The following is a 12475-nucleotide window of genomic DNA, read 5'->3' as shown; positions in this document are numbered from 1 at the left end:
AGCTTTACTTTAGTAAGGCTTAAATAATAGGTTTATTAAATGTGCATGCGCGCTTGCCAAATAAATGCGCATGCGCACTATACAAATGTTAAATCTCAAAGGAGAATATCTTCTAGCATGGAGCCTGATTATTCAAAGTACACTCAAGAAGAATTATTGGATGTTTATGAAAACATTGACCGTGAAATGTACCCCGAGAGATTTAAAGCGTTATGTAGTTATATTGAACTTGAGAAGCCTGTTGATAAAAAAGATGAGATTATTGATCCAGCCAAAAAACTAAAAGGTAGCTGGTTGGGATGTCTTATTTTTGGATTTTATTTCTTCTTACATGGCTGTTATTCATTTTATACAGGTGAATATAACGGGCTTAAGAATGTTCACCATACATTGGAAGATGACCCCGGATGGTTTAAATTTTCAGTTGGTTTACAGATAGTAATGGGTCTTTATTTGCTTTTACATTTTTATCGATTGAGATATAACAAGCCAAATCAGCAGGACAAATAACAGTTGGCTTTTGCTCCTACGTCGCTTATTTTAGCCAACAATTATTTGCCTCTGTTTGGGGCGTTACCGAACATTCGATTGCCATACTTTTTCTAATCATAGTTAGGTTGATTAAACTCAATACTCTAAGTGGCTTCTGTCCAAAAGTGAGTTTGGAAGTGATCAAACTTTACAATCAAAAAGTCACGTTCTTGCTCATATAAATTATCAAGCGGTTACCTTATCACCGCTCATGAAAGCGCTAATTTTTTTCAATCTTTATTATGGTCGCACAGTAATAGCCAAACGAATTAACCTACCGATGGTTATTCCAGCAAGACTCAAGTAGCCTGAGGCTACTTGAGGGAATTGAATGCTGATGGGTAACAATGGATCTGAGATCTAAATCGATTCATTGCCCTATCGATATAAAACTATATTAAGCCTGAATTTCAGCAGCCACGACAGAAATTTCAACCAGTAGGGCATCACGGGCCATTTTAGCGGCAACGCAAGCGCGTGCTGGTGCATAACCTTCAATCACCCATGCATCCCAAACCGCATTCATTTCAGCAAAATAAGACATATCTTTGACGTAAATGGTCGCAGATAACATATGTTTTTTATCGCTGCCTGCTTGCAGTAATAATGCTTCCACTTTATCCAACATGGTTTGGGTTTGTTCGGTGATGTCTTTAGTGGCATCTTGGCAAACTTGGCCGCATAAATAGATGGTGCCGTTATGTTTCACAATGCGGCTCATTCGAGTTTTGGTTTCCATGCGTTCAATAGTCATATTGATTCTCTGAGGTGGTATAAAAGTCAATCGTGATTATCTATCAAACCTGTCACAAATAACAACTGAGAATGCTTCAGCATCAATGAGTTACTCTTTAAAAAAACTGTGAAGCGATAGACGAATATGCTGTTAAAAAATTGACAAGATGACTGACAAAAAAATACACTGTTTGATTGGCACTTAACTTAAGAAGTATACATGCACATCAATGATTTAGAGCTATTTATTGCGGTTGCTAAATTAGGCAGTTTTTCGAAAGCTGCAGAATCTTTAGATACCCGTCGTGCATTAGTAAGCCGCCGTATCGCTGAACTTGAAAAACACCTTGGAGCCCCGCTTTTTATTCGTACAACCCGCGCCATGTCATTAACGCCCAATGGTGAGCAATTTTTAATGCAAGTTGAACCTTTAGTGGATCAGCTTCGAAATGCCGCACACATTATGCGTAACCAACAAGCACAAGTGCAGGGCAAAGTGCGTATTGGATTAATTCCCTATACTGACAAGTTGCTCCATCATCATATTGCTGAATTCGTGCATCAATACCCGCAAGTTCAATTAGACATTTTTATGATTAATGGCGGCTATAAAGAAATGACTCGGCTTGGACTAGATTTCATGCTTGATGCCGGAGAGCTCAATGACAGTAGTTTTATTGCGAAAAAACTCAAGACGTTTAATTTACAGCTATTTGCATCACCAGATTACTTAATAAAAAAACCAAAGATTAACACCATTGAAGACCTTAGCCAGCAAGTCTATATAGGCAGACGGGAGGTTGACGGCAGCCTTGAAACACAAATTTTGCTTAACAATCAACCTGTGGATTTGAATTACAGCATTATTACCACTGAACTTAATTCAATACTCAGCTTTTGTAGTGCTGGTGCGGGGATTGCAATTTTACCATATAGCATTGTGGCTGACGAAGTAGATGCTGGAAAATTGGTCAATGTATTACCAGAATTAAAATCAGCACCTTTTGACTGTTACTTGGTTTACCCTAGCCGTAAGCATTTATCCTCTGCGGCAAAAATGTTTGCTAATAAGATTATTGAAATGGCAGATGCACTGACAGAGACTGAAGTTAAAAGAACACAGCAAAAGGAATAAGCAAAAAAAGCATAAAACTGAGTCACAGTTTTATGCTGAAATTGGCTTAAGCCAACGATTACAAAAACGATTAATAGTCAGGGGCTTTAAATAGTCTATTAATCGCAATGGGCCGTAATCAAAACACCTCAGACTCACAATCTATTGTGAATCAAACACCTAAGCTAAAAAGTGTAATCTAAGGTTAAGTAAACTTGTTGGCTGTTCTCAATATTGATGCCATTTTTGCTGTAATCTTGCTCAAGGTAACGGTAACCTAAATCTGATGATAGGTGCTCATTCCACTTGTACTGCAAGCCAGCTTGGCCACCGTAAACAAAATCAGTCGATGCTTTACCAGCCACTTTATTGTCGTTAGCACCTGCCGTCAAACCGATAAAAAAGTTAGCATTTTTATTCATAGGCACTAAGTAATCGTAAGATACTAACCAGCTGTATTGCTCTTGCTTATACTTGGTATCTGCGATGTTGAATTTATCTTCCATATAGCCAAAAGTACCAGTGATACGGTGCTGTTCATTAATTAATACACCAGCTCGTAACTGCCATGACATGTCTTCACTGTCTTTTCTAATATCACCTTTAATGGTATCAGTTTGATAACCCGTGGCAGCACCTACGAAGTATTCAACGTCAGCCGCTGTTGCTGCTGTAGTACCACTGATCGTTACGCCTGCTACTAGGAGGGCTTTATATAGTTTGTTCATTATGTTCACCTTTAATTTCAATTCATTGTTTCAACATCCCTGATGACGAAAGCATCATATAAAAGTGATTGAAGAAAAATAAGCCCTGAAAATGGTTCTCTTAGTCTCAATTTTTGAGACAATAAAAACAACTTAACCTAATGAAATTTAATAATAAATTTAGCAACAAGACACAATAATAATTGTCACAACATCTACAAATTAGCAACTTAGACATTATTTAGTTTAAAAACAGTTTACTCGTAAACGGTATACCTTCTACATAGCATCTCTATCAGCCTGATCCGTTTAATTACCCCACTTAAGCATTGTATCTTTTACAGAGACAATAAAACTCATTTTCCCCCTCTAATGTTTCTCAATACATCACCTTAAAATAGCCGGCATTAAATAAGAGGGATTCAATAAAAATGTATCAATTCGCTAAACTGTCTCAAGTCGCACTCGTCATTGCTGTAACCACTGGTTGTAGCAATGAAACTATTGTCGAAACTAAACCAAGCCAACCAGTATCGGTTATCACAATAAGTGATAGCCATACTCAGCATGACTTACGTTTTTCTGGTGTATTAGAAGCACAAGAAAAAGCACGGCTGGCGTTTAGAGTAGCGGGTACGCTAAAGGAAATTCATGTTGCTCAGGGTGAATACGTAGAAAAAGGACAGGTTATTGCCAGTCTCGACCCTCATGATTATCAAGTCCGCGTCGCTGAACTTGAAGGTCGTTTAAATGAGGCTAATGCCAGCTACCTTCTCGCTAAAAATGAATTTGAACGCACTCAAATAGCCAGTGACGGTAATGCGATGTCAGATATTAGCTTAGATCGCACTAAAACAGGCGTAACTCGAGCCAAATCCGCTGTCACAGTGGTTGAGCAAAACTTACAACAAGCTAAAGATGCTCTAGCATACACACAATTAATTGCGCCATTTAGCGGGGTTGTAGGACAACGTTCATTTGATAATTTTGAGCAAGTTTCTCCTGGTATCTCGTTTGTGACATTGCATCAACCTAAGCAGCTTCAAGCCATTATTGATATTCCTGAAAGCATGTTACCTGCGTTTTCAAAAGGACAAATAGCCCAAGTTAGCAGTCATGACCATGGTCAAGCTGTATCAGGTATCGTCACTGAAATTGCCAGTATTCCAGATTCAATTAAGCGTACTTTTTCAGCTATAGTCGCTTTAAATGGATCTCATAACAGCTTATATCCTGGCAAGGTAATTAATGTACGCATCGCTGATCAAACTCTCGACAATAGCAGCGTATGTTTACCGGCTAGTGCCCTGGTGAGCCATTTAAATGCACCACAAGTTACCAAGCTAGTTGGTAATACTGCTAGCCGTATTAACGTAGATGTCGTCAAACAAGGTCGTAACGATATTTGTGTAAAAGGTGATATTGCTCAAAATGACATCATTGTTGTTGCAGGTAGCGCTTTTATTGCTGACGGTAGCATTGTCGACCAAATTATACCTGTGGGAGGCGAATAATGAATTTAGCTGAGTTCGCTATTAAACAGCGCGTTTTCGTATGCTTCTTTACCGTGCTGTGTATTATTTCTGGGATTTACTCATACTTTGATTTAGGCAAACTAGAAGATCCATCATTTACGGTTAAAACGGCTGTGGTCGTCACCATGTACCCTGGCGCATCAGCTTCAGAAGTTGAGAATTTAGTCACAGATAAAATCGAAACGAAACTTCAAGAAATGAGCAGTTTAGATACCTTACGCTCGTTATCTCGCCCTGGTTTATCAATGATTTTTGTTGACCTAAACTCCACAGTGCCTTCTCAAGAGTTACCGCAAGAGTGGGATCTACTGCGCCGTAAAGTCAATGATGTCAAACTTGCACTGCCTGTCGAAGCGCAGATTAATATCATCCAGGATGAGTTTTCTGAAGTGTACGGTATGCTATTTGCCATCCACAGCGAAGGCGCGAGTTTACAACAACTAAAGGATTACTCTAAAGAGCTACAGCGTCGCTTAAAAGAAGTCACAGGTATCAAAAAAATTGAACTGCACGGCGTTAGAGACCGCGTAGTAAACGTTGATATCAGTGATGAACGCATAGCAGAATCAGGCCTATCAGCCGTGCAAGTCTATAATCAACTCATGAGTCAAAACTTACCTATTGATGCCGGTAGTTTTGACATGGGCATTGAACAAGTACGAGTCTCGCAAACAGGCAGTTTTTCAAATATTGAAGATTTGAAAAACCTCACTATTAAATCTGGCCTAGGCTCACTTTCAAGTGGACTCATACGCTTAGGTGATGTGGCAGATATTTATTATGATTATCAAACTCCCTCTATCGCCGAAAGCCGCTTTAATGGCGAAGAGGCAATCACGCTAGCAGTCAGCCCTGTTGATGGTATAAACGTGGTGTCTTTAGGCGATAGCCTTAAAGAAGTGATAGCTCAATATCAATCAGAGCTGCCATTAGGTGTCGATATTAGCACCATTGCCTTTCAACCGGATGAAGTCCACAAATCAATCACTGGATTTATTAATAACTTATTAGAGAGCATCGCTATTGTCATCGTGATATTGATGATTTTTATGGGCTGGAGAAGTGCCGCTATTGTGGGTGCCAGTCTATTAATGACCATCTTATTCACCTTGATTTACATGAACATTGTCCCTATCGACTTGCAACGTGTATCAGTCGGTTCATTCATTCTTGCATTAGGTATGCTTGTGGATAACGCCATTGTGATCACAGACATGTTTGTCAATAAACTCAAAGCTGGCCAAGAACGGTTTGAAGCAGCAAAAGCATGTATTAGTGAAACCGGCCTACCATTATTAGCCGCAACCGTCATTGCGATAATGGGCGCTACGCCAGTGATTTTCTCAACCACTGACGCTGCTGAGTTTGCGGTTTCTGTCGTACAAATTCTTGCTAGCTCATTATTGTTATCTTGGTTAGTGGCAATGATCATTACGCCATTAATGTGCTGGGCCTTTATCAAAGCGCCTGATGCAGATGCTGAGCCAAAAAGTTCAGTGATTGCAGATAAGTTTAAAGCAGCAATAACCTGGACTGTCGCAAACCCTAAATATACGATTTCCATCATTATTCCTGCACTACTTATTACTGCGGTTGCGTCATCTTTTGTCAAAGTGAACTTTATTCCTAACTCTGATCGCGCCATGGTATTTATTGATTATTGGTTGCCAAATGGTAGCCGTATTCAAGACGTATCAGAAGATATGCAACGTATTGAGCAATGGTTACTAGCTCGCCCTGAAGTGAGTAGTATTTCGACATCAATCGGCGCCAGTGCACCGCGATTCTCTGTCACCGTTGAGCCTGAGCCCATGGACAGTAGTTATGGCCAAATTTTAATTAATACCCATAACTTTGAGGATATTGAGTCACTCGTTAAAGATGGAGATGCCTGGCTTGCTAGTAACTTCCCACAGGCTCAACCTCGTTTTCGTGATTTAAAGCTGGCGACATCTGATAAATTTAATATTGAAGCGCGCTTTTCTGGCAAAGATCCATTAGTGCTTAAACAACTATCAGATCAAGCGCAGGCCATATTAGAGCAACACCCTAATACGCGTTATGTGCGTGATGATTGGCGTCAAGAAAGTAAAGTGATTCATCCGGTTATTAATCAAGAGCAAGCCCGCCTTGCTGGCATTAACCGTACCGATATTTCCTTAGCAATCAAGCGTGCCAGTGATGGCATTACATTAGGTCAAATACGTGAACATGACACCTTAGTACCCATTGTATTGCAGTCTTCAAATGCAAGCCTAGATGATCTTGGGGATATTCCGGTTCGTTCAATGGTTGGGCTGCACAGCGTGCCGTTATCTCATGTGGTCGACAGCTTTGAAATTCGCGGCGAGCAAAGCATGATTTGGCGACGTGACCGCGTACCAACCATTACCGTCCAAGCAGGTGTTAATGGCGATACCATTGGCAATGTCCGCAACCAAATCGCAGCTGATATAGAAGCCATTGAACTACCAGTCGGTTACAAAATGCAATGGGGCGGAGAGTATTCAGAAGAGCGTGAAGCGATTGATGACATTATGACTCAAACGCCAAAAGCCTTCCTGATTATGGTGATTATTTTAGTCCTATTGTTTAATGGATTTAAGCAACCAGCCATTATTCTTATTACCCTACCGCTGGCCTTTATCGGCGTGTGCTGGAGCTTGATTTTATTTGATAAATCATTTGGGTTTATGGCGTTAGTCGGTGCAATTGCCTTATCGGGTATGATCATTAAAAACGGCATAGTCTTGATGGATCAAATCGAACTTGAGCGCAAAAATGGGGCTGCACTCGATGATGCCATCATTCACTCGACACTCAACAGAACCATGGCGATTTCGATGGGCGCGCTGACGACTGCTTTAGGTATGGTGCCATTATTGAAAGACCTATTATTCGACCAAATGGCAGCAACCATTATTGGTGGCCTAGCCGTGGCAACAGTATTATCGCTCTTTATTATGCCAGCCTTATATAAATTGCTTTTCAAGCGCCAAGCACAACAGGAGTTAACTCATGAAAATGCGTAATATCTCATTAGTCATCGCCTTATTACTGGGCGGTTGTAGCATGACACCCGATTACAATGCGCCTGAATCTGTGGGATTAGATCAAGTGTATTTACATGCAGAAAATGCTGATAAAGCCGTCATTGAAAATGATTTGTGGTGGCAGAGCTTTAACGACCCACAACTTGATAGCTTGATTGCAGAAGTTCAGCAGCAAAACATTAGCATTCAAATTGCGGCGCAGCGGATTCAATCGGCGCAATCTTACGAAACTATGGTGTCGTCACTTAAGATCCCAACCGTCAGTCTTGGCGCTGGTGCATTTGACTATCGTTTATCTGAAAACGATTCATTGGCTGGCCCTGCCATTGGCGCTGAAATGATCGGCAAAGGTCATAATGGCCTGATGGCTGGCGCTAATGTCAGCTGGGAAGTTGACTTGTTTGGTCGCCTTGATGCACTGAGTGATGCAGCAAGTATTCGCGTCCAACAAGCAGAAATACTCTCTCAAGGTGTAAACACCTTGATTACGGCTGATGTGGTACACAATTACTTGCAGTATCGTGGTGCTCAAGCGCGTTTAGCCATTGCTAAACGTAATATAAATGAGCAACAACAAACATTAGAAATGGTGCAAAGCTTGATTAACAGTGGCTTTGGTTCAGAGCTAGACTTAGCCAGTGCTCGTGCAGCATTAGCTAGCGTAACAGCAAGCCAAACATTGTTTGAAACCGCTGAAAAGGTGCATTTATATCGAATGGCCACATTATTGGGTCAGCATCCTCGTGACATAATCAGTCGTTTTGAAGCGGCGCCACTACCTACAGTAACAGGTCAAATCCCAACAGGGATGCCATCTGACATCCTTAAACGTCGCACAGATATAGCCTTAGCTGAACGAGAAATGGCGGCGATTAATGCAGAACTTGGTGCCAGTATTGCCAATCAGTACCCACAGTTTTACCTCACAGCAAGTCCAGGGGTGGTAGCAGAAAGCGCCGATGACTTATTGAGTTCTGACTCTGTAGGCTGGGCAGCAGGTTTTGGCGCAAAGTGGACCATATTTGATGGCGGCCGTAGCAGTGCAATGGTGGATATGCAGCAGTCGCGCTTCAAACAAGCCAGCCTTCGCTATGAACATGCAGTGAATGCCGCGTTCAATGAGGTCGAAACCACGCTAATGAGTTACGGCAACAGCTTGCGTTTTTATCAACAGCTCAACATCGCAGCCGCTCAAACGGAAACGGCTGTTGAAAAAGCCAATAACTTATATAAAGCCGGCTTAATTGATTACATCCAAGTGCTTGATGCACAAAGACAAGATAACACGATGCAAGATGCAGTGGTGGTTGCACAGCTCAATATTGCCAGCAATGTCATTATGGTGAATAAAGCACTCGGCGGCGATTGGAACGTGGCAAACCAAGAGTCAGTGACGTCAGATAAGGACAAAGACAAAGATAAGGAGCCTAGCCAAGTTAACTCAAGCGCTGATTAATTTCAGTCTAGGCAAGAAAAAATCCCCTAATGCATCATCTTAATGTGATGCTCAGGGGATTTTAACGCGCTCAAACTGTCTTTTGGGGTCATGCGCCCAACGATTCATTTCATTCTTAACTCATCACTGTTAGTTAATCAACTTAGTTAATTGACTTAGTCGATCATGCTTTAATCAATAGTAAGAGACTGCTCCTCAGCTTCCATATCATATGACCACATTTGATAAACAGGATCTGAACCATCATAAAACCACACCACAGCGACTAAGTTTTGTTGATGGTTTGCCACCAATAGTGCTTCAGATAAACTGCCTTCATCTAATGCACCACGTAATAAACACGATTCAAAGTTCACCGTAACCTCAGCACCATTTTGCTCAAATTGGTCACACAATGAGAAGTAACCTCGCTGGGTTGAATCAAGCGCCACATCAATCGCTAGCGTGAACGCCGCTTGTAAGTCAAAGTCAGCATCCACCACTAAGTCATCAATCGAAGTTGCTGGAGGCGTTGGCTCCGTTGGCGGTGTTTCAGGATCTGGGTCAACTGGCGTCTCCGGTGTCGTCGGGGAGGTAGGCGTCGTTGGTGTAGTCGGCGTCGTTGTCGTAGTCGGCGTCGTTGTCGTAGTCGTTGGTGTTGACGCTACTGGTTCTGGAGAACTATCGTCTCCCCCACCACCGCCACAAGCGGTTAATTGTGTCAGTAACATTGCCATTGCTATGCTAGTGCAGTTAATACCGAAACCTTGATTTTTCAGGTTTTTAGCTTGTTGAGTTAATGTTTTCATCGTATTCACCTTAAATTCCGTTTACTGCTTAATTGAGTTAAATTGATTTGCTGCAATAGCGTCATTAGTCTTTGAAAATTAACGAGTCAGTTGCATTTAAATACCAATATGGCTTGGTTTCACCTGACTCATCTGCTGCAAACTCAATAAACTCAATATAAGCACTATCAACACGTTGGTTTTCTGCAGGATGCTGCCATGTATCTGGTACTTCTATTGCCCAGCTCATGCCATTTTCATCTTGGAAATAATGCCCTTGCGAAGCGGCAGAAGCATCGTCGTGCATGCCTAAAAAGCGCGTATCGAATAAGTCTGTTGGTGCTTTGTTTTTTAGATGAATTTCTAATTTACGGCCCGGGTTTTGACCATCAGTAATATTTTTAGCCGCTAAACTATGGTCAGTTCCTGGGGTTGCAAAAATAAATGGGTCATAGGGGAACTCTGGCATATCATCAACATGAACAGAGTCAACAAAGGGTACGGTCATCTGCCAAGTTGCGCGGTACTGGGTGCCACAACCTGGTTCGGTTCTAAAGTATAAACAGTCATTACCGGGTGTGGCGTGTTGCCATAAATCTTCACTGAATAACAACACTGCGTTAGTTTGGCCTGCTTCTAACGGCGAGGTGGTTTGTTTAACCCCTTGCATACTCCAGTCAATCGCAGACTCTTGCACATTACCGCGGCCAATATCAGGTAACTGCACCGCAAAACCATTGTGGTAGGCTGCACCCATTGCCACTAGCTGTGCATCAAACGCCACTCGGCGAACCATATCATTTTTACTAAACTGGCTAATACGTAGCTGCATGACCACATCGTTCATATCAAAATCGCCTTGATATGGGTATAAATCCTCATAAGCTAACGTGGTGTATTCAGAAGACGATGGGTAGTAGCTGATAGTGATACCGGTTTCGGTAACAGTAATTGGATAATCCTCTACCTCACCATCGCTCACACCACCTGTTGGCAGAATGTCCGCCACCGAACTGAGACGGAAGCGAGCCCATGTATCACCTGTTGTAGCCCAGTTTGGAACATCTATTGATAACGTAGTGGTACCCGCATTGACTGAACGCGCTGCAATAACTTTTTCATCAGTATCGAATTCGCCATTTTGGTTCCAATCAATCCAGCCATTTAAAAAGGCAGCATCGCCTTGGGTGGTGACAATCAACATGGCACTTTCACCAATCTCAAAACCTGTAGGCATGCTGATACCGTCATCATCATCAATGCCATCACTTTCATCATCAGAAAGTGGCGCTGGGTACCCATCGGATTCGTTGTCCACTAAGCTACCTAACGACATGCCGGCAACAATACCGTGGCGAGCACCATTTGAGTCAATCAAGGTGCCGTAGCTGTCAGGTGCGTCACCAAAGTCGACACTGTCACCCACTGGGACTTCAGCAAGTGCACAACGAGCACCATCATTAGAGGTTGATGACGGACCATAAGAGAAGAGTTCAGCAGCGGGGTTGTCACTATCAACGTTGACTTTATACACGTTACCGTCGCCGTTGTTACTTAAATAAAGGTTACCGTCAGGGTCAAAAAATTGTGCGCCAAAAGTAAAGCTACCACTGCTTTTAGTAATAACCGTTGCAATGGTTTCTGCTGCACCTGTGCTTGGGTCAATTTTGATTAATTTACCTGTACTCCCGTTAGTCACGGCATACAAAAAACCGTTGCTTGGATGAAAGGCAAAATCTGTTACGTTGTAGGTGGCATTGGCTTTACTACCTGGGACAATGTTCATTGGGTGATCGTTACCATCAAGCGGGACAGTAAATAAGCCTTTATTTTTACGGTAGCCGTACCATACGTTTTCATTGATCGCGACGTCACCAACATAGAAATTTCCAGCTGCAGCAGCTGAACTGTCTTTTACGATAGTTAGTGGTTCAACTTGATAATCCTCACCCACTTTACCCACAGTGCCATGTTCATAATCCCAGCCATATAGATAGTTATCTAGATAACTGAAACCCACACCATTAAGTGACTTAGTAAGCCCCATATCAGGTGACAATACGGTGTAACTACCTGTGCCTAATTCAACCCCGAAGGTTTTTGGCACTCCCGATGGTGTTTGCACAATAAAGGCTTCAGTTGGACACGCTTCAAAAGCTTCGGCAGCATAGGTATTGGCACTAAACAATGCCATGCTAGTACCAATAGCAATGCTACTGAAGCTTAAAATTTTGATCATCTTAGCGTTCAAAGCATTGGCGTTTACGGTTTGTTGTGTCGGTATTTTCATATTGCATCTCGCTATTCATTATCAGGATGTAACTTGAGAATGCACAGTGAGTGCCAACTTTAATTACCCAACAAATACAGTAGCTTAGTTGGCAACTGGAATTATTTATTGTTTTATAAATGCATTCTGCAACGCATTCTGAATGTGAGAGTTTGTGATTTTTAAGGTTGAAATGGTTTGAATTAGTTCGATATGTATTGTTTCAAACTTTGTTTGGATTAAAGTCGAGATTAAAGTCGTGGCGCTTCGCCCACACCAGACTAAAAGGGAGTGAACTGCGACTCCCT

9 protein-coding genes are annotated in these 12475 nt (G+C 41.9%); 5 read left to right on the top strand and 4 right to left on the bottom strand.

Annotation, left to right across the window (positions count from 1 at the left end; all coding sequences use genetic code 11):
* The first annotated feature begins 117 nt into the window (after positions 1–117).
* The gene (locus LMH66_RS20055; RefSeq protein ID WP_229372657.1) at positions 118–510 is read left to right on the top strand and encodes a hypothetical protein; all 393 of its coding nucleotides are present in this window, start codon (positions 118–120) and stop codon (positions 508–510) included.
* Positions 511–928: 418 nt separating this feature from the next.
* Here LMH66_RS20055 and LMH66_RS20050 read toward each other — a convergent pair whose 3' ends face one another.
* The gene (locus LMH66_RS20050; RefSeq protein ID WP_229372655.1) at positions 929–1285 is read right to left on the bottom strand and encodes a RidA family protein; all 357 of its coding nucleotides are present in this window, start codon (positions 1283–1285) and stop codon (positions 929–931) included.
* Positions 1286–1486: 201 nt separating this feature from the next.
* On the opposite strand from LMH66_RS20050, the gene LMH66_RS20045 reads away from it, so the two are divergent.
* Positions 1487–2401 carry a LysR family transcriptional regulator gene (locus LMH66_RS20045; RefSeq protein WP_229372653.1) on the top strand — a complete coding sequence of 305 codons (915 nt, stop codon included), beginning with the start codon at positions 1487–1489 and terminating at the stop codon, positions 2399–2401.
* A gap of 164 nt (positions 2402–2565) precedes the next feature.
* Here the strand turns inward: LMH66_RS20045 and LMH66_RS20040 are convergent, their stop codons facing one another.
* On the bottom strand, positions 2566–3108 hold the full coding sequence (locus tag LMH66_RS20040) for an outer membrane beta-barrel protein (protein ID WP_229372651.1): 543 nt from the start codon (positions 3106–3108) through the stop codon (positions 2566–2568).
* Between the two features lie 410 nt (positions 3109–3518).
* Here LMH66_RS20040 and LMH66_RS20035 point away from each other — a divergent pair, with 410 nt between their 5' ends.
* The 3 genes from LMH66_RS20035 to LMH66_RS20025 are packed head-to-tail and all read left to right on the top strand — an operon-like array spanning position 3519 to position 9131.
* Positions 3519–4601, top strand: a complete 1083-nt coding sequence (locus tag LMH66_RS20035) for an efflux RND transporter periplasmic adaptor subunit (RefSeq protein ID WP_229372649.1) — start codon at positions 3519–3521, stop codon at positions 4599–4601.
* Positions 4601–7654: an efflux RND transporter permease subunit gene (locus LMH66_RS20030; RefSeq protein ID WP_229372646.1), complete on the top strand. Its 3054-nt coding sequence runs from the start codon at positions 4601–4603 to the stop codon at positions 7652–7654. Before LMH66_RS20035 ends, LMH66_RS20030 begins: the two co-directional genes overlap by 1 nt.
* Positions 7641–9131, top strand: coding sequence for an efflux transporter outer membrane subunit (locus tag LMH66_RS20025; protein WP_229372644.1), 1491 nt, complete (start codon positions 7641–7643; stop codon positions 9129–9131). Before LMH66_RS20030 ends, LMH66_RS20025 begins: the two co-directional genes overlap by 14 nt.
* A 170-nt stretch (positions 9132–9301) precedes the next feature.
* On the opposite strand, the gene LMH66_RS20020 is transcribed toward LMH66_RS20025, so the two are convergent.
* Positions 9302–9919: a hypothetical protein gene (locus LMH66_RS20020; protein WP_229372642.1), complete on the bottom strand. Its 618-nt coding sequence runs from the start codon at positions 9917–9919 to the stop codon at positions 9302–9304.
* A 64-nt stretch (positions 9920–9983) separates the two neighbouring features.
* Positions 9984–12188: an LruC domain-containing protein gene (locus LMH66_RS20015; RefSeq protein ID WP_229372639.1), complete on the bottom strand. Its 2205-nt coding sequence runs from the start codon at positions 12186–12188 to the stop codon at positions 9984–9986.
* Between the last annotated feature and the right edge of the window lie 287 nt (positions 12189–12475).

The sequence above is a fragment of the Shewanella sp. 10N.7 genome (assembly GCF_020806285.1).
GTDB classification, from domain to species: domain Bacteria; phylum Pseudomonadota; class Gammaproteobacteria; order Enterobacterales; family Shewanellaceae; genus Shewanella; species Shewanella electrodiphila.
This window is presented reverse-complemented; position numbering and strand designations above follow the sequence as displayed.

Coding starts and splice junctions, on each gene's coding strand:
- LMH66_RS20055 (WP_229372657.1), top strand. CDS start 118: ATGGAGCCTGATTATTCAAAGTACACTCAAGAAGAATTATTGGATGTT.
- LMH66_RS20050 (WP_229372655.1), bottom strand. CDS start 1,285: ATGACTATTGAACGCATGGAAACCAAAACTCGAATGAGCCGCATTGTG.
- LMH66_RS20045 (WP_229372653.1), top strand. CDS start 1,487: ATGCACATCAATGATTTAGAGCTATTTATTGCGGTTGCTAAATTAGGC.
- LMH66_RS20040 (WP_229372651.1), bottom strand. CDS start 3,108: ATGAACAAACTATATAAAGCCCTCCTAGTAGCAGGCGTAACGATCAGT.
- LMH66_RS20035 (WP_229372649.1), top strand. CDS start 3,519: ATGTATCAATTCGCTAAACTGTCTCAAGTCGCACTCGTCATTGCTGTA.
- LMH66_RS20030 (WP_229372646.1), top strand. CDS start 4,601: ATGAATTTAGCTGAGTTCGCTATTAAACAGCGCGTTTTCGTATGCTTC.
- LMH66_RS20025 (WP_229372644.1), top strand. CDS start 7,641: ATGAAAATGCGTAATATCTCATTAGTCATCGCCTTATTACTGGGCGGT.
- LMH66_RS20020 (WP_229372642.1), bottom strand. CDS start 9,919: ATGAAAACATTAACTCAACAAGCTAAAAACCTGAAAAATCAAGGTTTC.
- LMH66_RS20015 (WP_229372639.1), bottom strand. CDS start 12,188: ATGAAAATACCGACACAACAAACCGTAAACGCCAATGCTTTGAACGCT.